This is a genomic window from Streptomyces sp. RerS4, assembly GCF_023515955.1.
In the GTDB taxonomy this organism is placed as follows: domain Bacteria; phylum Actinomycetota; class Actinomycetes; order Streptomycetales; family Streptomycetaceae; genus Streptomyces.
Map to the genome: position 1 here is coordinate 2,092,917 of NZ_CP097322.1, position 22,079 is coordinate 2,114,995.

A 22,079-nucleotide genomic window follows, 5' to 3' on the forward strand; every position below is an offset into this window, starting at 1 on the left:
GAAATTCACCGCTCTCCGGACGGACGCCTCTTGACGCGCCGTCTCATCGACTTCCATATGGGCCCGTTCCGCAGCCGACCGGATCTCGGTCGGCGCATCGCGAGCGCCGCTCGCGCCGCCGGCTCCTCCCGCGCGAAGGCGATGAGCAGTCCGACCGCGAACATGGTCGGCAGCAGGGCGGACCCCCCGTAGGAGAACAGCGGGAGGGGAACCCCTGCGATCGGCAGCAGACCGAGGACCGCACCGATGTTGATCACGGCCTGGGCCGTGATCCAGGTGGTCACGCCTCCCGCGGCATACCGTACGAAGGAGTCCTCCGTGCGTCCGGCCACGCGGATACCCGCATAGCCTAGAGCCGCGAACAGGGCGAGGACCGACAGCGTCCCCGCCAGACCCAGTTCCTCACCGGTGATGGCGAAGATGAAGTCTGTGTGCGCTTCGGGCAGTTGCCCCCATTTTTCCATACTGGCACCCAGCCCGGATCCGAACCATCCGCCGGAGGCGAGGGCGTAGATCCCGTGCACGGCCTGCCAGCAAAGGTCGTTCTTGCCCGGTTCTGTCGCTCCGAGGCAGGCGAGTCGATCCATGCGGTGCGGGCTGGTCTTGATCAGAAGTGCGACGATCACACCGGCGAAGAGCAACACGCCCACGAACATCCTCGTCGGCGCGCCCGCGAGCCACAACAGCCCGAAGAGGACGGCCCCGAGGATCATCGCGGTGCCCATGTCCCCGCCGAGCATGATCAGGCCGAGCAGCAGGAAGGCCACCGGGACCAGCGGCACCAGCAGGTGCTTCCACTGGCTCAGCAGGCCCTTGTCGCCCTTGCGGGCCAGCAGGTCGGCACCCCACAGGATCAGGGCCAGTTTGCCGAACTCGCTGGGCTGGAGCATGAACGGACCGCCAAGGGAGATCCAATTCTGGTTGCCGTTGATCGAGACCCCTATCCCGGGGACCTGGACCAGCACCATCAGGAACAGCGTGCCCGCGAGGACCGGGTAGGACAGCGCCCGGTGGAGTTTGACCGGCATGCGGGAGGCCGCGAACAGCAGGACGCCGCCGATGAGGGCGGCCACGAACTGCTTCTTGAAGAAGTACGCGTCCCCGAGGCCCAGCTGGAGCGCCTTGATCATGGACGCCGAGTAGACCATCACCAGGCCGAGCACGGTGATGAGCAACGAGCTGCCGAGAATCAGGTAATACGCGGTGAGGGGGCGGTCCCAGGCCCGGCGCACCTGCCGCTGCGTACGCCGCAACCGCTCCAGCGGCCCGCCCCGTACGGGACGCTTCCCCGGGGCGGGCGGGCGCGGGCGGCCCCGCGGTCGCACCGCGGACGGCCGCCTGCCCGGCAGCACCTGCTTGGCCGGCATCTGTGATCTTCCCCTCCACTCGTGCGAGGCGAGCAGCCGGGTCGGGGAGGGAACCCCCTGGATCGACCTAGGCGCTCTCGGCGGCCAGTTCGCGCACCGCGTCGGCGAACGCGTCCCCACGCTCGTTGTAGTTCGCGAACATGTCCATCGAGGCACACGCGGGTGCCAGCAGGACCGTGTCGCCGGGCTCCGCGAGCCGGGCCGCTTCCCGGACCGCCGCGAGCATCGCCCCAGTGTCGGTCCGTTCGAGGTCGACGACCGGGACCTCCGGCGCGTGTCGCGCCAGCGCCTCGGCGATCAGCGCCCGGTCGGCGCCCATCAGCACGACCCCGCGCAGCCGCTTGGCGGACTTGCGGACCAGCTCGTCGAAGGTGGCGCCCTTGGCGAGGCCGCCGGCGATCCAGACGACCGGTCCGAAGGCGGCGAGGGAGGCCTCCGCGGCGTGCGTGTTGGTGGCCTTGGAGTCGTCGACGTACGTGACCCCGCCGACCACGTCCACGTGCGCGACGCGGTGCGCGTCGGGGCGGAAGTCGCGCAGCCCGTCTCGGACGGCGCGCGGCTCGACGCCGAAGGCGCGGGCCAGGGCCGCCGCGGCGAGGGCGTTGGCGATGTTGTGCGGGGCGGGCGGGTTGACGTCCTCGACGTGCGCCAGCTCCTGGGCGTTCTTCTGCCGGTTCTCCACGAAGGCGCGGTCCACGAGGATCCCGTCGACCACGCCGAGCATGGAGGGGCCGGGGGCGCCGAGGGTGAAGCCGATGGCGCGGCAGCCCTCTTCGACGTCGGCCTCGACCACCAGGTCCTCGGTGGCCTTGTCGGCGACGTTGTAGACGCAGGCGACCGTGTTGCCCTCGTAGACGCGGCCCTTGTCGGCGGCGTACGCCTCCATGGAGCCGTGCCAGTCGAGGTGGTCCGGGGCCAGGTTGAGGACGGCCGCCGAGTGGGCGCGCACCGAGGGCGCCCAGTGCAGCTGGTAGCTGGAGAGTTCGACGGCGAGCACGTCGTACTTCTCCCCGCCGGTCACCACGTCGATGATCGGGGTGCCGATGTTGCCGACGGCGGCGGTCTTCAGACCGGCGGCGCGCAGGATCGACGCGAGCATCTGCGTGGTGGTGGTCTTGCCGTTGGTGCCGGTGATGGCGAGCCACGGGGCGGCGTCCTCGCCGCGCAGCAGCCAGGCGATCTCGACGTCGCCCACGACGTCCACGCCGGCCGCGGCGGCGGCCTCGAACAGGGGGCTGTCGGGCTTCCAGCCCGGCGAGGTGACCACGAGGTCCGTGCCCTCGGGCAGGACCTCGCCCGCCTTCCGCCCGTCGTCGAGTCGGCCGAGGCGCACCGCGATGCCCTGCCCGGCGAGTTCGGCGGCCCGCGCGCGCAGCGCGTCGCCGTCCCCGTTGTCGACGACGGTCACCCGCGCGCCGAGGCCGGCCAGGGCGCGGGCGGCGCTGATGCCGCTCACGCCGAGGCCGGCGACGGTGATGTTCCTGTCCTGCCAGGAGGTCACTTGTCTGCTGCCCATCCCGCGTAGAAGAGACCGAGGCCGACGATCACGCACATGCCCTGGATGATCCAGAAGCGGACCACGACGAGGACCTCGGACCAGCCCTTGAGTTCGAAGTGGTGCTGGAGTGGCGCCATCCGGAAGACGCGCTTGCCGGTCATCTTGAAGGAGCCGACCTGGATGACGACCGACATCGTGATGAGCACGAAGAGGCCGCCGAGGAGCGCCATCAGGAACTCCGTGCGGGAGCAGATGGCCAGGCCCGCGAGCGCGCCGCCGAGGGCGAGCGAGCCGGTGTCACCCATGAAGATCTTGGCGGGCGAGGTGTTCCACCACAGGAAGCCGAAGCAGGCGCCCATGAGGGCGGAGGCGACGACCGCGAGGTCGAGCGGGTCGCGCACCTCGAAGCAGGCGTTCGGGTTGGTGAGGTCGACCGCGTTGGCGCAGGACTCCTGGAACTGCCAGACACCGATGAAGGTGTAGGCGCCGAAGACCATCACGGCGGCGCCGGTCGCGAGACCGTCCAGACCGTCGGTGAGGTTCACGCCGTTGGACATGGCCAGGATCATGAACAGCGCCCAGACCACGAACAGGACCGGGCCGAGCGACCAGCCGAAGTCCGTGACGAACGACAGCTTGTCGGAGGCCGGGGTCAGTCCGCGCGAGTCCTTGAACTGCAGGGCCAGCACGGCGAAGGCGATGCCGACGATCAGCTGGCCGGACATCTTCGCCTTGGCCCGCAGACCCAGCGAACGCCGCTTGACGATCTTGATGTAGTCGTCCAGGTACCCGACGAGGCCCATGCCGGCCATCAGGAACAGGACGAGCAGGCCCGAGAAGCTCGGCTCTTCGCCGGTGATGACCTTCGTCAGGGCGTACGCGATGAGCGTCGCCAGGATGAAGGAGATGCCGCCCATGGTGGGCGTGCCCTTCTTCCCGGCGTGGCCGCGGGGGCCGTCGTCGCGGATGAACTGGCCGTAGCCCTTGCGGGCCAGCAGCTTGATCAGAAGCGGGGTGCCGATGACGGTGAGGAACATACCGATGACACCCGCGAACAGGATCTGCCTCATCGGCCGGCGACCTCGCCCTCGCTGTCGAGCAGCGCCTGCGCGACCCGTTCCAGGCCGATCGACCTGGAAGCCTTCACCAGCACGACGTCCCCCGGGCGCAGTTCACTGCGCAACAGGTCGACCGCCGCCTGCGCGTCGGACACGAGCACCGACTCCTCACCCCACGAACCCTCGTTGTAGGCGCCCAGTTGCAGCCAGGACGCTTCCCTGCCCCCGACTGCGACGAGCTTGCTCACGTTGAGCCGGACGGCAAGCCGTCCCACCGCGTCGTGCTCTGCCAGCGACGCGTCACCGAGCTCGGCCATGGGGCCGAGCACCGCCCACGTACGTCCCCCCTTCGCCTGCGCGGCGCCGCCCATCGCGGCGAGTGCGCGCAGGGCGGCCCGCATGGACTCCGGGTTCGCGTTGTAGGCGTCGTTGACGATCGTGACGCCGTCCGCCCGTTCGGTGACCTCCATCCGCCACCGGGACAGCGTGCCCGCTCCGGAGAGCGCGCTGGCGATCTCCTCGGCGGACATGCCCAGGACGTGGGCGACGGCCGCCGCGGCGAGCGCGTTCGACACGTGGTGCTCACCGTACAGCCGCAAGGTCACAACGCCGCACCCGGTCGGTGTGTGGAGTGTAAAGGCGGGCTGTCCCGCAGGCGTCAGCCGCACCTCGGTGGCCCGGACGTCGGCGTCCTCGGCCTCGCCGAAGAGGACCGTACGGGCCTTCGTGCGGGCGGACATGGCCCGCACGAGCAGGTCGTCGGCGTTGAGGACGGCGACGCCGCCCTCGGCCTCGGTCGGCAGGGCCTCGACCAGCTCCCCCTTGGCCTGCGCGATGGCCTCGCGGCCGCCGAACTCGCCGATGTGGGCGGTGCCGACGTTCAGGACGAGGCCGATGCGCGGCGGGGTGAGGCCGGTCAGGTAGGCGATGTGGCCGATGCCCCGCGCGCCCATCTCCAGGACCAGGTGCCGGGTTTCGGCGGTGGCCTTGAGGGCGGTCAGCGGCAGGCCGATCTCGTTGTTGAGCGAGCCGGGCGTCCACACGGTGGGCGCGTGGTGCTGGAGCACCTGCGCGATCAGGTCCTTGGTGGAGGTCTTGCCGGCGGAGCCGGTCAGGGCGACCACGTCGGTGCCGAGGCGTTCGACCACGGCGCGGGCGAGGGCTCCCAGGGCCTTCTCGACGTCGGCGACGACGATCGCCGGGACGCCCACGGGGCGGGCCGCGAGGACGGCCGCCGCGCCGGCGGCGACGGCGCGCTCGGCGTAGTCGTGGCCGTCGACGTGTTCGCCCTCGAAGGCGACGAAGAGGCTGCCGGGCTCCACCTGGCGGGAGTCGATGACCACCGGTCCGACGATCCGCACCGAGGGATCCGGTATGTCGTGGGGCCGCCCGCCGGTGATGTCGGCGATCTCGGCGAGGGTAAGGGCGATCACTGGGCCACCTCGGCCTGTCGGGCGCCGCGCTGCCGGTTCTCGATGGCCTCGCGCAGTACGGCACGGTCGTCGAAGGGGCGTACGACGCCCCCGGTGTCCTGGCCCTGCTCGTGGCCCTTGCCGGCGACGAGGACGGTGTCCCCGGCCTCGGCGCGCGCGACGGCGGCGGCGATGGCCGCGGCCCGGTCGGCGTCCACGAGGACGGTGCCCCGCTCGGCGGGCGGCACGGAGACGGCGCCTTCGAACATCGCGGCGAGGATCGCGAGGGGGTCCTCGGAGCGCGGGTTGTCGGAGGTCAGAACGGCGGTGTCGGCGAAGCGGGCGGCCGCGGCGCCCATGGGGGCGCGCTTGGTCGTGTCGCGGTCGCCGCCGCAGCCCAGGACGATGTGCAGTCGGCCGGTGGTGACCTCGCGCAGGGCGCGTAGCACCGACTCGACGGCGTCGGTCTTGTGGGCGTAGTCCACGACGGCGAGGTACGGCTGTCCCGCGTCGACCCGCTCCAGCCGGCCGGGAACCCCGGGGACCGCGGCGACGCCGTCGGCGGCGGTCTGCGGGTCGATGCCGGCGACGGCGAGCGTGACGATCGCGGCGACGGTGTTGGCGACGTTGAACGGGCCGGGCAGCGGGGCGGTGGCCCGTACACGCTGCCCCTGCGGGCCGACCAGGGTCAGCGTGGAGTCCATGTGGCCGCTGACGACGTCCTCGGCCCGCCAGTCGGCGGCCGGGTCGCCGGCGGCGGAGAAGGTGACGACCGGGATCGTCGCCTCCTTGGCGAGGCGGCGGCCGTACTCGTCGTCGAAGTTGACCACGCCCAGGCGGGCGCGGCGCGCGGTGAAGAGCTGCGCCTTGGCCTGGAAGTAGTCCTCCATGTCGGAGTGGAACTCCATGTGTTCCGGGCTCAGGTTGTTGAAGACGGCGACGTCGAAGACGCAGCCGTCGACGCGACCGAGCGCCAGCGCGTGGCTGGAGACCTCCATGGCGACGGCCTCGATGCCGCGTTCGCGCATGACGGCGAACAGGGCCTGGAGGTCGGTGGCCTCGGGCGTGGTGCGCTCGGACTTGATGCGCTCGTCGCCGATGCGCATCTCGACGGTGCCGACGAGTCCGGTGGTGCGGCCCGCCGCGCGCAGCCCGCCCTCGACGAGGTAGGCGGTGGTGGTCTTGCCGGAGGTCCCGGTGATGCCGAGCTGGAGCAACCCCTCGCCGGGTCGGCCGTAGATCTCGGCGGCGAGCTCTCCCATCCGGCCGCGCGGGTCGGCGACGGTGAGCACCGGCAGGCCGGTCGCGGCGGCGCGTTCGGCGCCCGTCGGATCGGTCAGCACGGCGGCGGCGCCGAGGGAGGCCGCCTGCGCGGCGAAGTCCGCGCCGTGCAGGCGGGCGCCGGGCAGGGCCGCGTAGAGGTCTCCGGGGCGTACGGCACGTGAATCGTGCGTGATGCCGGTGATCCGGACGTCGGCCGCGTCGGGCAGGCCCAGCAGTGCGGCCAGCTCGCCCAGGGGGGTCGGGCGGGCGGTCACGGGCCGGGGCGCTCCCGGCGGCGCTGCCGGGGCGTCTTTCGGGGCGGTTCTGGGCTGATCAGCGTGGGGCACGGCGGTGAGCGTACCGGGCGTGGTGGGCCGCTCGCGAAGCGAGGCCCCGGCGGGGGCGTCCTCGGCGGATCGGTTCCCGGGTTTCGGGGTGATGGTTGTCACTGATGCTGCCTCACGCATTCCTGGCTGGGCGGTCGGTTCACTGTCCGGGCTGCGGACCGGGCTGCGCGCCGTTGGGAGCGGCGCTCGGGGCGGGGGGCGGCGGGGTGGCGTCGTAGGTCACCGGGAGCCCCGCGGGGGCCGTTCCGGTGGGTGCGACCTGGAGCGTCTTGAGTGCGAACTCCATGACCGTCTTGTAGATCGGGCCGCAGATCTGGCCGCCGAAGTAGCTGCCCTTGGTGGGGTTCTGGATGGCGCAGTAGACGGTGACGCGCGGGTTGTCGGCCGGCGCGAAACCGGCGAAGGAGGCGGTGTAGCCCTTGTAGCGGCCGGTGGCCGGATCCACCCGGTTGGAGGTGCCCGTCTTGCCGCCGACGCGGTAGCCGGGGATGCGCGCCTTGGTGCCGGTGCCCTCCTGGTCGTCGACGACCGATTCGAGCATGGCGGCGAGGGTCTTGGCGGTCTCGGCGCTGACCACCTGGGCCCGTTCGGGGGCGGGGGCCGGGTTGAAGCGGCCGTCGGGGCCCTTGGTGCCGCGCACCAGCGTCGGGGTGACGCGCACGCCGCCGTTGGCGATGGTGGAGTACACGGAGGCGGCCTGCATGGCGTTGAGGGACAGGCCCTGGCCGAAGGGGATCGTGTACTGCTGGGAGGTGGACCAGGCCTCGGGCTTGGCGAGGATGCCGCGGGATTCGCCGGGGTAGTCCAGGCCGGTGGGCCGGCCGATGCCGAACTTGTCCAGGTAGGAGTACAGGACTCGGTTGGCCTCGGCCTGGGTGGCGCCGAGTTGGCCGGTGGCCAGGATGGTGCCGATGTTGGAGGACTTGGCGAGGACCCCGTTGAGGGTCAGGTACCAGGTCGGGTGGTCGACGTCGTCCTTGAAGAGCCGGTCGCCGCGGTGGAGCCGGTTGGGGACCTCGACGTGGGTCTCGGGGGTGGCCTTCTTCTCCTCCAGGACGGCGGCCATGGAGATCACCTTGGCGGTGGAGCCGGGCTCGTAGACGTCCTGGAGGGCGGCGTTGCCCATGGCGGCGGAGCGGGCCTTGGAGAGGTCGTTGGGGTCGAAGCCGGGGGCGTTGGCCATGGCGAGGACCTCGCCGGTGCGGGTGTCCTGGACGATGACGTAGCCGCGGTCGGCGCCGGACTTCTCGACCTGCTCGGTGATGGCGGACTGCGCGGCCCACTGGATGTCGCGGTCGATGGTCAGTTCGATGTCGTCGCCGGGGACGGCGGGCTTCTCGCTGGATCCGGCGGTGGGGACGCGGCGGCCGCCGGACTGGGCGTAGGTCAGCTCGCCGTCCTTGCCGGCGAGCTTCTTGTCGAGGGACGACTCCAGGCCGCCGGCGCCCTTGCCCTCGGCGTTGACGTAGCCCAGTATCCCGGCGGCGAGGGCGCCGTTCGGATACACGCGCTTGCTGCTGTTCTCGTTGAAGACGCCGGCCAGGACGTTGGCGCCGGGGCCGTTCTTCTTCTTGTCGGCGGCGGCCTTGTCGGCGAAGAGCTTCTTGAGGTCCTTGATCTGGTTCCAGACCTGGGGGGTCTGGCGCCGGGCGAGGACGACGTAGCGGGTGTTCTTCGTCTTCAGGCGCGCGGTGAGGTCCTTGGTGTCCGCGCCGAGGATGGGGGCGAGGAGGGCGGCGGCCTGCTCGGGGGCGTCGGGGGCCTTGCTCTCCTGCGGGGTGAACATCTTCGGGTCGGCGGTGATGTCGTACGCGTCGACGCTGGTGGCCAGGGCGACGCCCTTGCGGTCGGTGATCTCACCGCGCTCGGCGGCCAGGGTGTGGCTCGCGAAGCGGTTCTCGGAGGCCTTGGCGGAGTACGCGGAGGCGTCGACGGCCTGCACCTGGAGGAGCCGTACGACGAAGGCGAGCATGACCAGGGTCAGGCCGACGCCGACCAGCCGCAGCCTGGGCTTGGGGCTGCCCAGTCGGATGGTGTGCGGGGCGCGGGGCGCGGCGGGCCGCCGGGTTGCGGGGCGGGAGGCCGGTCGGGAGGTCGGACGGGCCGTGGCGCGGGCGCGCTCGCCGCCGGGCGCGGCCGGGCGGGCCGGGCACCCGCCGTCGGGGCGGCTCCTGGGGCTCACCGCGGGCTCCGGCGGCCTGCGGGGCGGGGCGGAGCCCCGCGATGGTCCGGGTCACGACGTCACCTGCCTGGGGTCGGGGTGGGCTGCACGGCGGCGGCGGCGGGCCCGAGGGCCCGAGGCGCGGGCCGGGGCCGCAGGGGTCCGGGTCACCGCGTCACCTGCCTGGGGTCGGGGTGGGCTGCGGAGGGCCGCCGGGGCCGGGCCGGGCGGCGCGGCGGCCGGCGGGGCGACGGGGGCGGGGGCGGCCGGGGAGGGGGGCTGGCTCGTCGGGGTGGCCGGGGGTGGGGGCGGCGGGGCCTCGGCCGTGGAGACGGCGCCCGCGACCTTGCCGTCGGGGCCGATGAAGACCGGGCTGCCGCCGGGTACGAGGCCCAGCTCGTGCGCCCGTCGCTGGAGCGCGTCCGGGGCGGAGTGGGCGTCGACGTCGCGCTGGAGGGCCTGTTCCTCGTCGGTGAGCGCAGTGGTCTCCCGCTTCAGCTTCGACAGCTGGAAGGAGCCCTCGTTGAGGGCCGAGTTCAGCAGCAGCAGGCTGATCAGCCCGCCCCCGAGCAGGGCCACGACCAGCAGGACGAACGGCATCCGCGCCGCCCCTCCCGTCGGCGCCGGGCCCCGCCCACCGCGGACCAGCCGGGCCGCCTGCCCACGCGTCAGCGTGGCCACCTTCCCGGCCTTGGTCACAGCCGCGCCTCCCGGATGCGCTCGACGCCGCGGAAGCGGGCCGGGGCCGCGCGCCGGTTCTCGGCGATCTCCTCCTCCGTCGGCAGCTCCGCGCCGCGCGTCAACAGCTTCAGCTTCGGCTGGTACTTCTCCGGCACGACGGGCAGCCCCGGCGGGGCCGTGGAGGTGGCGCCGGCCGCGAAGACCTGCTTGACCAGGCGGTCCTCCAGGGAGTGGTACGACAGGACCGCGATCCGGCCGCCGACCGCGATCCGGTCCACCGCCGCCGGAATGGCCCGCTCCAGGCCGGCGAGCTCGCCGTTGACCTCGATGCGCAGGGCCTGGAAGGTCCGCTTGGCGGGGTTGCCGCCGGTGCGCTTGGCCGCCTGCGGCAGCGCGTCGCGGATCAGTTCCACCAGGCGCGCGCTGTTGGTGAACGGCTCCTTCTCGCGCTCGCGCACGATCGCCGACACGATCCGCTTGGCCTGCTTCTCCTCGCCGTACTGGCGCAGGATGCGCACCAGCTCGCCCGGCGCGTAGGTGTTGAGGACCTCGGCGGCGCTGATGCCGGTGCTCTGGTCCATGCGCATGTCCAGCGGCGCGTCCTGGGCGTACGCGAACCCGCGGTCGGCCTCGTCGAGCTGCATGGAGGAGACGCCGAGGTCGAAGAGGATGCCCTGGACGGTCGGGAGCCCCAGCTTGTCGAGGACCTCCGCGAGGTCGGCGTAGATCGCGTGGACGAGGGTGGCCCGGTCGCCGAAGCGGGCCAGGCGCTCGCCGGAGAGCCGCAGGGCCTCCTTGTCGCGGTCGAGGCCGATCAGGCGCACCTCGGGGAACCGGGTCAGCAGGGCCTCGCTGTGGCCGCCGAGGCCGAGGGTGCAGTCGACGACGACGGCCCCCGGCCTCTCCAGCGCCGGGGCCAACAGGTCCAGGCACCGCTGGAGCATCACCGGGACATGTCGGGACTCGCTAGTCAAAGCGCCCTCTCAGATAACGGCGCGGCAGGCGTACGCCGCGCCGCGCACGCGGAGTGTTACCGGGTTTCACACGGTCCGGGGCGGCCGGTGAGGGCCGGGCTCCGGCCGGTTCGCGCCACTTTAGTGCAACGGTCGTCGCGGTCAACGAACCGCCCCGCGCCCGGTGCGCCCCTCCCCCGCCGAACCGACGAAAGCCCCGAATCACCCGATCGGGGGCACCCGTCCAACCTTGTGGGTTAGCTCACAACAAGCCTGGATGGCCTTCTTTGTCCACCCTCACTCCATGCCAGTCCGAGCTGTGACCATTACCGTCGTAGTCATGACGACTTCCGCATCCCTGCCCGCCCACTCCGCCCCCCAGGCAGCCGGCGACTCCGTCACCGATCGACTCGTCGCCGCCAACCGCCGATACGCGGCCGCGTTCACCGACCCCGGCATGGATGCCCGTCCGGTCCTGCGCGTGGCCGTCGTGGCCTGCATGGACGCCCGCCTCGACCTGCACAAGGCCCTCGGCCTGGAGCTGGGCGACTGCCACACCATCCGCAACGCCGGCGGCGTCGTCACCGACGACACCATCCGCTCCCTCACCATCAGCCAGCGCGCCCTGGGCACCCGCGCGGTCATACTCATCCACCACACCGGCTGCGGCCTCGAAAGTCTGACCGAGGACTTCCGCCACGAGCTGGAGGACGAGGTCGGCCAGCGCCCCGCCTGGGCCGTGGAGGCCTTCCGCGACGTCGACCAGGACGTCCGCCAGTCCATGCAGCGCGTGCGCACCAACCCCTTCCTGCTCCACAAGGACGATGTGCGAGGCTTCGTCTTCGACGTGCACACCGGACTCCTTCGGGAGATCGATCCCGCCTGCTGAGTGACACGGGACCGGAACGCCGTCAAGAATGCGGGGATGACGTCACCCGGAAAGCCTCCGGGTCGACGTCCGTGTTCAGGGGTGGGCCGGTTCAAGCGCCAGTGGCGTCGGCCCTGGAAAGGCCGAGGAGAACCTGGTGACCACCTATGACGATCGAGCGAGCCTCGCGGATCTGACCAGCACGGCCGAGCGGGTCCGCCACTCGGTCGAAAGCGTGATCGAGGGCAAGCCGGAGGTCGTCCGCCTGGCGCTGACCGTGCTGCTCGCCGAGGGCCACCTCCTCATCGAGGACGTCCCCGGCGTGGGCAAGACCATGCTCGCCAAGACGCTCGCCAAGTCCATCGACTGCTCGGTGCAGCGCATCCAGTTCACACCGGACCTGCTGCCCTCCGACATCACCGGCGTCAGCATCTACGACCAGCAGCGCCGCGAGTTCGAGTTCAAGCCGGGCGCGATCTTCGCGCAGATCGTCATCGGCGACGAGATCAACCGCGCCTCGCCGAAGACCCAGTCCGCGCTGCTGGAGTCGATGGAGGAGCGCCAGGTCACCATCGACGGCACCACCTACACCCTGCCCAGCCCCTTCATGGTCGTCGCCACCCAGAACCCGGTGGAGATGGAGGGCACCTACCCGCTGCCCGAGGCGCAGCGGGACCGCTTCATGGCCCGGGTGTCCGTGGGCTACCCCAGCGCCGAGGCCGAGCTCCAGATGCTCGACGTGCACGGCGGGCTCTCCCCGCTCGACGACCTCACCGCCGTCGCGCACGCACACGAGATCGTCAAGCTCATCGAGGCCGTCCGCGAGGTGTACGTGGCCGCGCCCGTACGCCGCTACGTGGTCGACCTGGTCGCCGCCACCCGCAGCCACCCGGACCTGCGCCTGGGCGCCTCGCCCCGCGCCACCCTGCACCTGCTGCGCGCCGTGAAGGCCTCCGCCGCGCTGGCCGGCCGGGACTACGTCCTGCCCGACGACGTCCAGCAGCTGGCCGGGCCCGTCCTCGCGCACCGCCTGCTGCCCACCGCGCAGGCCCAGCTGAACCGGCGCACCGCCGAGCAGGTCGTCCAGGACATCCTCCAGCGCACCCCCGTCCCGGCCGCGCACGGCCGCGGCGAGATGCCGCCCGGCGCGGCCCTCCGGGGCTTCTGATGGGGGCCGGTGCCGCGCACGGCGCCGGCGGGCAGGTGAGGGACCCGGAGGGGCTGCGGGCCTCGCTGGCCGGGCTGACCACCCGGGGCCGCTCGTTCCTGGCCGCCGGAGCGGCCGCCGCGGTGTGCGCGTACGTCCTGGGCCAGGGCCAGCTGCTGCGGGTCGGGCTGTTGCTCGTCGTCCTGCCGCTGATCTGCGTGGTGGCCCTGCACCGCACCCGCCACCGGGTCACCGCCGGTCGCCGGCTCAGCCCGGTGCGGGTGTCCGCCGGCGGCGAGGCGCGGGTGCGCCTGCGGCTGGAGAACGTCTCGCGGATGCCCACGGGGCTGCTCATGCTCCAGGACCGCGTGCCCTACGTGATGGGGCCGCGGCCCCGCTTCGTCCTGGACCGGGTCGAGGCCGGCGGCCGGCGCGAGGTCTCCTACCGGGTCCGCTCCGACCTGCGCGGCCGCTACCCGCTGGGCCCGCTCCAGCTGCGGCTGACCGACCCCTTCGGGCTGGTCGAGATCACCCGTTCCTTCACCGCCTACGACCTCCTCACCGTCGTCCCCCGCACCCAACCCCTGCCCCCGGTCCGCATGACCGGCGAGGCGGGCGGCTACGGCGACGGCAGCCGCCGCTCCCTGGCCCTGTCCGGCGACGACGACGTGATCCCGCGCGGCTACCGGCGCGGCGACGACCTGCGCCGCGTGCACTGGCGCTCCACCGCCCGCTACGGCGAGCTGATGGTGCGCCGCGAGGAACAGCCGCAGCGCAGCAAGGCCACCGTCCTGCTGGACACCCGCGACCTCGCCTACGAGGGCACCGGCCCCGACTCCGCCTTCGAGTGGGCGGTCTCCGCCGCTGCCTCCACCCTGCTGCACGTCCTCGAACGGGGCTTCTCCGCGCGGCTGCTGACCGACACCGGTGACGCGGTGCCCGGCGCCGGCGGCTTCTCCTCCGGCGGCTCCGAGTCCGCCGAGGCGGCCGGGCTGATGATGGACACCCTCGCGATCGTCGGCCACTCCTCGGGCCAGGGCCTGGCCGGGGCCTACGAGGCCCTGCGCGGCGGCGCCCAGGGCCCTGCCTCCCCCGCCGGCGACGGCCTGCTGATCGCGTTCTTCGGCGACCTGGACGACGTACAGACCGAGATGGCGGCCCGGATGCGGCAGCGCAGCTCGGGCGCGGTGGCGTTCGTACTGGACTCCGCGACCTGGGCCGGGGAGCCCTCGCGGGTGGAGGAGCGGCTGCGCCGGCTGCGGGACGCGGGCTGGACGGCGCTGGCCGTACCTGCCGGCGCCGCGTTCGACGAGCTGTGGCGACAGGCCGGGAACGCTCCCCTCGGCACGGCGAACACCGGAGGTTGGGGATGAGCGGGCGGACGCGCGTGACGCTCTTCGGCATGCTGGCGACGCTGCTGACCGCCTGGTCGCTGGCCCCGCTGGTGGAGAGCTCCGGCTGGCTGCTCCAGGCCGCCGCCCTGCTGGGCGTGCAGGCGCTGGTGGGCGCCGGCGGGCGGCGGATCCCGCTGGCGCGGTCGCTGACGGTGGCCGCGCAGGCGCTGGTGTCGCTGCTGCTGCTCGCCCTGCTGTTCGCGGGGAAGGCCGAGTCCACCGGGAGCGGGCCGATGGCCTTCCTGGTGACCGACTTCGGCGGTCTGTTCGGGCAGGGTGCGCGGGACGTCGCCGAGTTCGCGACCCCCGCGCCGCTGACGGACGGCATCCGGTTGCTGCTGCTGGCCGGGGTGCTGGCGATCGGGCTGCTGGTCGACGTCCTGGCGGTGACGATGCGCACGGCCGCCGCCGCCGGGCTGCCGCTGCTCGCGCTGTACTCGGTGGCCGCCGGGCTATCGGCCGGCCGGGGCGGGGCCTGGTTCGCGTTCCTGCTGGCCGGCGCCGGGTACCTGATGCTGCTGCTGGCCGAGGGCCGGGACCGGCTCGCCCAGTGGGGCCGGGTCTTCGGCGGGGCGCCCGCCGGACCGGTGTCGGCCGCCTCCGGCTACGGCGGCGCCTCGGCCTCCGGCGGCGGCCGGGCCGTGTCGCCCGTACGCACCGGCCGCCGCATCGGCGTGGCCGCCCTGGGCCTGGCCCTGGCGGTGCCGGCCGCGCTGCCGACGCTCGGCGGCGGGGTGCTGGGCGCGGCGGGAGAGGACGGCTCGGCGGCCGGCGGGGGCGGCACGATCTCGGCGGTGAACCCGCTGGTGTCCCTGCAGAGCAGCCTCAACGCCCAGGACAACCGGGTGATCCTCAAGTACCGCACGGACAGCCCGCAGCTGGGCGAGCAGTACCTGCGGATCCTGGCGCTGGACGAGTTCAACGGGGTCAAGTGGGAGGCGGCGGGCCGCCCGCTGACCGATGTGCCCGCCCGGCTGCCGAACCCGCAGGGGCTCGACGACCGGGTCCGCGGCAGCGCGGTCGAGGTGCGCACCACCCTCTCGGCCGCCGAAACCTACGCGCAGCGCTACCTGCCGATGCCCTACCCGGCGACGCAGATCGACATCGGCGGCAAGTGGCGCTACGAGCCCGCCGGCCGCACCCTCGTCGGGGACCAGCTGGGCAAGGACCGCTTCCAGAACGTGCAGGGCGCCCAGTACACCGTACGCAGTCTGCTGCTGCGGCCCACGGCGCAGCAGCTCCAGGCGGCGCCGGAGGCGAACCCCTTCGTGCGGGCCGAGTACACGAGGGTGCCGGACAACCTGCCGCCGGTGGTGGCGGAGACCGCCCGGCAGGTCACGCAGGGCTCGCGGGACAACTACACGCGGGCGGTGAAGCTCCAGGACTGGTTCGCGGTCAACGGCGGCTTCCGCTACGACACCAAGGTGTCCTCGGGGACGGGTTCGCAGGCCATCGCCCGCTTCCTGAACGACAAGGAGGGCTTCTGCGTCCACTTCGCCTTCTCGATGGCGGCGATGTCGCGCACCCTCGGCATCCCGGCCCGGGTGGCCGTCGGATTCACCCCGGGTGAGAAGCAGTCCGACGGCAGTGTGAACGTCTCCATGCGGGACGCGCACGCCTGGCCCGAGCTGTACTTCGAGGGCGTGGGCTGGACCCGCTTCGAGCCGACGCCCCGCGCGGGGATCACGGTGCCGGACTACAGCCGCGCCGACACCCCGGCCCCGCTGCCGGTGGCGCCGTCCGCGCTGCCCTCGCAGTCCGCCGCGGCTCCGGCGCCGGCGCCCTCCCAGAGCGACGCCTGCCCGCCCGAGCTGAGGAAGCTCGGGGAGTGCGGCGCCGCCGCGCCGACGCAGAACAAGGCGGCGGACTCCGGTGGGCCCTCGGTGGGCGCGGTGCTCGGCTGGGGCGCGGTCGCTCTTGCCGTCGTGGGGCTGCCGCTGCTGCCGGTGCTGTGGCGCCGCCGGGTCCGGACGCGGCGGCTGGCCTCGGGCGGGGCCCTGGCCGCGTGGGAGGAGCTGGGCGACGCGGCGTGGGACCTCGGTATCCCGCCGGACGAGGCGCTGTCGCCGCGTCAGGCAGCCGCCCGGCTCGTGCTGCTGGGCCGGCTGGACCGGGAGGCCGAGCAGGCGGTGCACCGGGTCGCGGGCGCGGTCGAACGGGCCCTGTACGCCCCGCCGGGCGCGCGCGTCGCCTCCGAGGGGCCGCGCGCGGACGTGGAGCTGGTCCGGGCGGCGCTGACTGCGGAGCCGGCCGGTGGGCGCGGCTGCGGGCCCTGTTCCTGCCCTCCTCGGCGGCGCGGGTCTCCTGGGCGGTCTCGGCCCGCTGGGCGGCGTACGCGCCGCCGCGGCTGCCGGTCACGCTGCCGCTGCCGCTGCTGCGCCGGCTGCGGTCGCCGCGGCGGTAGAGCCGGCGCGCGGCGGTACGCGAAACGCCGGTGGCGCCGGGCTCGTTCCCCCCGAGCCCGGCGCCACCGGCGTTCCGTCGATCCGGCCGGGGACCCGACCCGCTCCGCGGCCCCGTGTCCGCGGTGAGGGCCGAGTACCCCTGTCCGTCGCCTCCAGTCTGCTGTCTTCGCAGGTGGGAGCCATCCGTACGCGTACTCATCTCTCGCCGTAGGTACGGATACTCAGTTCTACGCCGCCCGCCCCCGCGAGCGGCACCGCCGACCGGGGGTCACCGGCTGCCGCTGACCCGGCCCCGCAGCAGCAGCGACAGCGCCGAGTGCACGTCGTCCAGCGACCGCTCGCTCTGGAACGCCTGCCAGTCCAGCGCCGCGACCAGGACCATCCCGACGAGCGCCGCCGCCGTGAGCGGTACGTCGATCTCCGCGCTCAGCTCGCCGCGTTCGACGCCCTCGCGCAGCACCGTCTCGACCACGGCCACCGCCTCCTGCCGGACCACCATGAGGGTGGACTGCCAGGCCCGGTTGGTCCGCCAGAGTTCGGCGACGTAGAGCTGGGTGAAGGCCGGGTAGCGGTCGATGAAGACGAGGCCTGCCCGGATCATGGCGTCGAGGGCCTCGACGCGGGTGCCGCCCCGCTCCTGCGTCTCGCGGGCCGCGTCCCGCAGCGAGGCGGTGAGCAGCCCCACGCCGTGCCGCAGCAGCTCCTCGAAGAGTTCGGTCTTGCTCGCGAAGTTGTAGTAGACGGTGCCCTTGGCGACTCCGGCCCGCTCTGCGATCTCGTCGACCGTGGTCGCGGAGAAGCCCTGCTCGGCGATGAGGGTGACGGCGGCCTCGTAGAGCTTCTGCCGGGTGGCGGCCCGGCGACCGCCGCCCGTGGTCGTGCTCGTGCCCGTGCCCGTGCCGGCGCTGCTGCTTTCCATGGCGTTGATTCTCACAGGTCAACAGCCCCTTACAGGCTCAGTTCCGGGTGCAGTCGGTCCATCGTCCACACCTGCTTGCCGCGTGCGGCGAGCGCCGTGAGGGCGAGGGCGCCGACCGTGAAGGCGGCCAGGACGGCGCAGCCCTGCCAGACCGGGGTGAGGTCGCCGCCGGTGATCAGGCGGCGCAGGCTCTCCACGATGTACGACATGGGCAGGTACGGGTGGATGGCGTTGAAGAACCCCGGGCTGGTCTGGACGGGGTAGGTGCCGCCCGCCGAGGTCAGCTGGAGCATCAGGACGGCCAGGACGAGGATGCGGCCGGCCGCGCCGAACTTGGCGTTGAGCCACTGGACGATCGCCGCGAAGCAGCCGGTGACCAGGACCAGGAAGGCGACGGTCAGGGCCGGTCGGGCCATCTCCAGGCCGAGGCCCCAGTGGAGTACGGACATCAGCGCACCCACCTGCGCGGCGCCGAGGCCGAGCACGGGCAGCCAGCCCGCGAGGGCGACCCGCCAGGGCGAGGCGCCGGCGGCGAGGGCCCGCTTGTTGAGCGGGACGATCAGCATGTACGCGACCATCGCGCCGACCCACAGGGAGAGCGGGATGAAGTACGGGGCGAAGCCGGTGCCGTAGTTGGGCGCCTTGTGCAGGGACTGGTTGGCGAGCTGGACCGGGTCGGCCATGACCTGGGTGCGGGCGTCGCGCTGCTTCTGGTCGTAGTCCGGGATCTTCCCGGCGCCGTCGTGCAGGCCACCGGCGAGTTCGCCGCTGCCGTCGATCAGCTTGAACATGCCGCCGTTGAGGTTGTGCGCGCCGTCGCCGAGCTTGCCGACGCCCTCGGTGAGGGCTCCGGAGCCGCCGGCGGCGTTGCCGAGGCCGGAGTGCAACTTGGCCATGCCGTCGGCGACCTTGTGGGCGCCGGCGTTGAGGGCGTTGACCTTGGTGACGGCCGTGTCGAGGTCACCGGCGAGGCCGGGGGCCTTCTCGACCAGCTCGCGCGCCTTGTTCTCCAGGTCCTTCAGCTGCGTGCGCAGCTTCGCGACGTCCCCGTTCGCGTTGCCGGCGAGGGTGCCGACGTCGCCGGCGAGCAGGGCCGCCTCGGCGGTGGTGTCCTTGAGGGTCTTCGCCTCGGCGCACGCGGCCGGCGGCAACTGGGGCGTGGGGGTGAGGCAGTACTTCGAGTGGAAGCCGTCCGCGCGGGTGGCCGCCTGCTTGGTCACGGCGGCGACGGCCGGGGCCTTCTCGACGAACTTCCCCAGGTGGTTCTGGACGACCACGGAGGTGTCCATGACCAGCTTGGCGGTGTCCGCGAGGTTCTTGGGGTCCTTGACGAAGGGACGGGCCTTGGCGGCGGCGCCGTTGACCTTGTCGGCCACGGCCTGGGTGCCCTCCGCGACCTCCTTGGAGCCCGTCTTCAACTGGCCGGCGGCCGAGTTCAGCTTCTTCAGGCCGCCGGCGAGCTCGCCGGACTTCTCCTTGGCCGTGTCAAGGCCGTCGGCGAGGTCCTTCGCGCCCTGCTGGGCCTTGCCGGCGCCGTCCTTGAGCTTGTCGGCGCCGTCGGCGGCCTCGGCGGTCTTGTCGTGCAGGTCGGAGAAGGACACGAAGATCTTGTCGAGGAAGCCGCGGGAGGCGTTGGTGGACGCCGCCGTGCGGACCTCGGCGAAGACGGTGCGCGAGATCGAGCCGACGATGTAGTTGTTCGCGTCGTTCGTACGGACCTGGAGGGCGCCGGTGGTGGGGTCGTCACCGGAGCTGGAGGCGACCTTCGCGCTGAAGTCGGCGGGCATGGTGAGGGAAAGGTAGTACTTCCCGTCCTCCAGGCCCTCGGCCGCCTCCTTCGCGCTGACCTCGCGCCAGTCGAAGGTCTTGCTGTCGTGCAGCTTCCTGGTGATCTCCGCGCCCGCGTCGACGCGCTTGCCGTCGACGGTGGCGCCCTGGTCGGCGTTGACGAGGGCGACGGGCACCTTGTCGAGGCGGCTGTACGGATCCCAGAACGACCAGAGGTACAGGGCCCCGTAGAGCAGCGGCAGCAGGAGCAGCGCGACGAGGGCGGCCCTCGGCAGCTTCCCCCGCCCGAACCGCTTCAGCTCAAGCGCGGCCAGCTTCGGCGATCGCATCGTCCGCCCCCTTCGTGTCGTCGGTGTCGGTGTCAGTGGTGTCGGTCGTGTCCGTCGCGTCCGTCGTGTCCGTCGCGTCCGTCGTGTCCGTCGTGTCCGTCTCCGGTGCGGGTTCCGGCTTCGCGTCCGGCTTCGCGTCCGGCTTCGGCTTTTCCGTCGCCTCGTCCGTGGTCTCGCCCGGGGTGCCCCAGGTGACCTTCGGGTCCTTGGTGAGCGGTACGGCCGGCGCGGGGGTCTTCGGCGGCTCCTGCTGCTCCTCCTGCTCCGGCGTCTGCGGCCTCGCGCCCGTCCGTACGACCGTCACGCCTTCCGGGGCCTCGCTGCACACGGCGAGGACGGTGGTCCCGCGCTCGGCGATCGAGCGGAGCAGGGCCCAGGCCTCGGCGCGTTCGGCGTCCGAGAGCTTCAGGTCGAGGTCGTCGAGGCCGAGGAGGCGGGGACCGCCCAGCAGGGCGATGGCCAGCGAGAGCCGCAGCGCCTCCAGCCGCTCCAGGTCGCGTACGGAGGTTCGCGGGCCCTTGGGCAGGGTGGCGAGGTCCAGTCCGACGACGGCCAGGGCGTCCGCGACGCGGGCGGCGGTGGAGGTGCGGGCCTCTCCGCGCGGGCGCAGCAGGGCGCGCAGGGGGCCGTCGTAGCGGCGCTGGAGCATGGCGCCCTCGCGCAGGTGTTCCGCGACGGTGAGGGAGGGGTCGAGGTCGTTGACGCCGGCGACCGGGCCGAGGGCGGAGATCCGGCGGACCGCCGCCATCTTCTTCGGGAGTCGGTGGCGGGCGATCTCGGCGTGGCCCTCGGTGGCCTTCATCCGCCCGGTGAGGGCGAGGAGCAGGCAGGTCCGGCCGCTGCCGGAGGGGCCTTCGAGCGCGACGAGGGAACCGGACGCGGCGTCGAGGTCCACGCCCCGGAAGACCCAGCCGCGCGGGCCCTTCATTCCGAAGCCCTCGGCCTTCACCGCCGCTCCGTGCGGGCTGTCCACACCGACCCCTCCCTTTTGAACTGACTGGTCAGTTCAAAAACTACCAGCTGTCGTAGCACGTCCGCACCTCAGGAGCTGCGGCGGGCGAAACCGCAGGTCAGCGGGATTGTCAGTGGGGGCCGTCACGATGGGGACACGAACGAACACGCACCCGAGCACCACGTCACGACAGGAGGTTCGTCATGGCCACACCGTCCCCGTCCCCTGTCCACCCCGTCCCGCGCAGGTCGGCCGCGCCACCCGCCGCCCTGGATCTGCTCGCCAAGGCCCGCGAGGGCCTGGCCGAGGCGGCGCTGCTGCCCCGGTCCAACGAGCGGTACGCCACCGCCCACCTCGCCGCGCTGCGCGCCGCCGCGGCCGTGCTCGCCGCCCGGGGTCGCCCCGAGCCGGTGCGCCCGCGCCGGCGGCCGCGGATCCGCAGCGCGTGGGAGGTGCTGCCGGAGATAGCGCCGGAGCTGACCGAGTGGAGTGCGCTGTTCGCCTCGGGCGCCGCCCGTCGGGCCCGTGCCGAGGCCGGCATACGGGGCGCGGCGACCGCCCGTGACGCGGACGATCTCGTCCGGGAGGTGGGGATGTTCGTGCGGCTGGTCGAGCGGATGCTCGCCCTGACGCCCGTGGCGCAGCCCCTGCCGCAGCCCCGACCGGAGCGTCCACACGCGGGATGAGCTGCCCGGCTGTCCGAGGCAATAGGGTGGGGCACGTATCGCTCTCCCACCCAAACGCGCCGAGGAGCCATCAGCCGTGTCGGACACTTCCCGCCCCCGTGCCTCCCTCCGCACCGCCGTGGTGTGGGAGGTCCTCAAGGAGGCCCTCGACCGCCGGGTGAAGGCGACCGGGCGGGAAGTGCTGGACGTCCTGGACACCGGCGGCGGCACCGGCAGGTTCGCGGTGCCGCTCGCCCGTCTGGGCCACCGGGTGACCGTGGTCGACCCCAGCCCGAACGCGCTGTTCGGGCTGGAGCGCCGGGTCGCCGAGGAGGGTGTCGCCGACCTGGTGCGCGGCGTCCAGGGCGACGCCCAGGGCCTGTTGGACGTCGTCGAGCGGGACGCGTACGACGTGGTGCTGTGCCACGGCGTACTGGAGTACGTGGACGACCCGGTCGAGGGCGTGACCAACGCCGTCGCCGCCCTGCGCCCCGGAGGCGTCCTCAGCCTCCTCGGCGCCGGAGTGGGCGGGGCCGTCCTCGCGCGGGCGCTGGCCGGGCACTTCACCGAGGCCCGTACGGCGCTCGGCGACCCGGCCGGGCGTTGGGGCGCCGGCGACCCGATGCCGCGCCGCTTCACCGCCGAGCAGCTCACCGATCTGGTGGGCGGGGCCGGCCTGCAGGTCGGCGCGGTGCACGGGGTGCGGATCTTCGCCGACCTGGTGCCGGGCGTGCTCGTGGACACCGAGCCGGGGGCCGTGGAGGCGCTGCTGCGTCTGGAGGAGGCCGCCGCCGAGCTGCCGGCCTTCCACGCGGTCGCCACGCAGTTGCACGTCCTTGGCGAGAAGCCCGCCTGATCTGCGCGCTTCCCGG

17 protein-coding genes are annotated in these 22,079 nt (G+C 73.1%); 6 read left to right on the top strand and 11 right to left on the bottom strand.

Features of this window, described 5'->3' with window-relative positions; translation table 11 throughout:
- Positions 1-5: 5 nt before the first annotated feature.
- From ftsW to rsmH, 8 genes are all read right to left on the bottom strand, one after another.
- Complete coding sequence (gene ftsW / locus M4D82_RS09615) at positions 6-1,367, bottom strand: putative lipid II flippase FtsW (RefSeq protein WP_249765635.1); 1,362 nt, start codon at positions 1,365-1,367, stop codon at positions 6-8.
- A gap of 67 nt (positions 1,368-1,434) precedes the next feature.
- A complete protein-coding gene (gene murD / locus M4D82_RS09620; protein WP_249765636.1) occupies positions 1,435-2,883 on the bottom strand; it encodes a UDP-N-acetylmuramoyl-L-alanine--D-glutamate ligase in 1,449 nt (482 codons plus the stop codon).
- Positions 2,865-3,935: a phospho-N-acetylmuramoyl-pentapeptide-transferase gene (gene mraY / locus M4D82_RS09625; protein ID WP_249765637.1), complete on the bottom strand. Its 1,071-nt coding sequence runs from the start codon at positions 3,933-3,935 to the stop codon at positions 2,865-2,867. Before mraY ends, murD begins: the two co-directional genes overlap by 19 nt.
- On the bottom strand, positions 3,932-5,356 hold the full coding sequence (locus M4D82_RS09630) for a UDP-N-acetylmuramoyl-tripeptide--D-alanyl-D-alanine ligase (protein ID WP_249765638.1): 1,425 nt from the start codon (positions 5,354-5,356) through the stop codon (positions 3,932-3,934). Before M4D82_RS09630 ends, mraY begins: the two co-directional genes overlap by 4 nt.
- On the bottom strand, positions 5,353-7,047 hold the full coding sequence (locus M4D82_RS09635; RefSeq protein WP_249765639.1) for a UDP-N-acetylmuramoyl-L-alanyl-D-glutamate--2,6-diaminopimelate ligase: 1,695 nt from the start codon (positions 7,045-7,047) through the stop codon (positions 5,353-5,355). Before M4D82_RS09635 ends, M4D82_RS09630 begins: the two co-directional genes overlap by 4 nt.
- Before the next feature lie 37 nt (positions 7,048-7,084).
- Positions 7,085-9,127 (bottom strand): peptidoglycan D,D-transpeptidase FtsI family protein, encoded by a 2,043-nt coding sequence (locus M4D82_RS09640; protein ID WP_283844459.1) that lies wholly within the window; start codon positions 9,125-9,127, stop codon positions 7,085-7,087.
- Between the two features lie 51 nt (positions 9,128-9,178).
- Entirely contained in the window at positions 9,179-9,805 is a 627-nt protein-coding gene (gene ftsL / locus M4D82_RS09645; RefSeq protein ID WP_249765640.1) for a cell division protein FtsL, read from the bottom strand.
- Positions 9,802-10,761, bottom strand: a complete 960-nt coding sequence (rsmH, locus tag M4D82_RS09650; RefSeq protein ID WP_283844460.1) for a 16S rRNA (cytosine(1402)-N(4))-methyltransferase RsmH — start codon at positions 10,759-10,761, stop codon at positions 9,802-9,804. Before rsmH ends, ftsL begins: the two co-directional genes overlap by 4 nt.
- A gap of 256 nt (positions 10,762-11,017) precedes the next feature.
- On the opposite strand from rsmH, the gene M4D82_RS09655 reads away from it, so the two are divergent.
- The 4 genes from M4D82_RS09655 (at position 11,018) to M4D82_RS09670 (ending at position 16,680) form a co-directional block, all read left to right on the top strand.
- On the top strand, positions 11,018-11,629 hold the full coding sequence (locus M4D82_RS09655) for a beta-class carbonic anhydrase (protein ID WP_283844461.1): 612 nt from the start codon (positions 11,018-11,020) through the stop codon (positions 11,627-11,629).
- A gap of 136 nt (positions 11,630-11,765) precedes the next feature.
- Entirely contained in the window at positions 11,766-12,776 is a 1,011-nt protein-coding gene (locus M4D82_RS09660; protein ID WP_249765642.1) for an AAA family ATPase, read from the top strand.
- Positions 12,776-14,128, top strand: a complete 1,353-nt coding sequence (locus M4D82_RS09665) for a DUF58 domain-containing protein (RefSeq protein WP_249765643.1) — start codon at positions 12,776-12,778, stop codon at positions 14,126-14,128. The genes M4D82_RS09660 and M4D82_RS09665 overlap by 1 nt, the downstream gene beginning before the upstream one ends.
- A complete protein-coding gene (locus M4D82_RS09670) occupies positions 14,125-16,680 on the top strand; it encodes a transglutaminase TgpA family protein (protein WP_249765644.1) in 2,556 nt (851 codons plus the stop codon). The genes M4D82_RS09665 and M4D82_RS09670 overlap by 4 nt, the downstream gene beginning before the upstream one ends.
- A gap of 142 nt (positions 16,681-16,822) precedes the next feature.
- Here the strand turns inward: M4D82_RS09670 and M4D82_RS09675 are convergent, their stop codons facing one another.
- From M4D82_RS09675 to M4D82_RS09685, 3 genes are read right to left on the bottom strand one after another with little or no spacing between them, the layout of a single operon-like run.
- Complete coding sequence (locus M4D82_RS09675; protein ID WP_249765645.1) at positions 16,823-17,473, bottom strand: TetR/AcrR family transcriptional regulator; 651 nt, start codon at positions 17,471-17,473, stop codon at positions 16,823-16,825.
- 29 nt (positions 17,474-17,502) lie between these two features.
- Positions 17,503-19,590: a YhgE/Pip family protein gene (locus M4D82_RS09680; protein ID WP_249765646.1), complete on the bottom strand. Its 2,088-nt coding sequence runs from the start codon at positions 19,588-19,590 to the stop codon at positions 17,503-17,505.
- Positions 19,562-20,563 (bottom strand): ATP-binding cassette domain-containing protein, encoded by a 1,002-nt coding sequence (locus M4D82_RS09685; RefSeq protein ID WP_249765647.1) that lies wholly within the window; start codon positions 20,561-20,563, stop codon positions 19,562-19,564. The genes M4D82_RS09680 and M4D82_RS09685 overlap by 29 nt, the downstream gene beginning before the upstream one ends.
- Before the next feature lie 182 nt (positions 20,564-20,745).
- On the opposite strand from M4D82_RS09685, the gene M4D82_RS09690 reads away from it, so the two are divergent.
- Positions 20,746-21,228: an SAV_6107 family HEPN domain-containing protein gene (locus M4D82_RS09690; RefSeq protein WP_249765648.1), complete on the top strand. Its 483-nt coding sequence runs from the start codon at positions 20,746-20,748 to the stop codon at positions 21,226-21,228.
- 76 nt (positions 21,229-21,304) lie between these two features.
- Positions 21,305-22,063: a methyltransferase gene (locus M4D82_RS09695; protein ID WP_249765649.1), complete on the top strand. Its 759-nt coding sequence runs from the start codon at positions 21,305-21,307 to the stop codon at positions 22,061-22,063.
- Positions 22,064-22,079: the final 16 nt, after the last annotated feature.

Bases quoted from the DNA above. Each gene is read 5' to 3' on its own strand.
- ftsW (WP_249765635.1), bottom strand. From the start codon at position 1,367: ATGCCGGCCAAGCAGGTGCTGCCGGGCAGGCGGCCGTCCGCGGTGCGA.
- murD (WP_249765636.1), bottom strand. From the start codon at position 2,883: ATGGGCAGCAGACAAGTGACCTCCTGGCAGGACAGGAACATCACCGTC.
- mraY (WP_249765637.1), bottom strand. From the start codon at position 3,935: ATGAGGCAGATCCTGTTCGCGGGTGTCATCGGTATGTTCCTCACCGTC.
- M4D82_RS09655 (WP_283844461.1), top strand. From the start codon at position 11,018: ATGGCCTTCTTTGTCCACCCTCACTCCATGCCAGTCCGAGCTGTGACC.
- M4D82_RS09665 (WP_249765643.1), top strand. From the start codon at position 12,776: ATGGGGGCCGGTGCCGCGCACGGCGCCGGCGGGCAGGTGAGGGACCCG.
- M4D82_RS09670 (WP_249765644.1), top strand. From the start codon at position 14,125: ATGAGCGGGCGGACGCGCGTGACGCTCTTCGGCATGCTGGCGACGCTG.
- M4D82_RS09675 (WP_249765645.1), bottom strand. From the start codon at position 17,473: ATGGAAAGCAGCAGCGCCGGCACGGGCACGGGCACGAGCACGACCACG.
- M4D82_RS09680 (WP_249765646.1), bottom strand. From the start codon at position 19,590: ATGCGATCGCCGAAGCTGGCCGCGCTTGAGCTGAAGCGGTTCGGGCGG.
- M4D82_RS09690 (WP_249765648.1), top strand. From the start codon at position 20,746: ATGGCCACACCGTCCCCGTCCCCTGTCCACCCCGTCCCGCGCAGGTCG.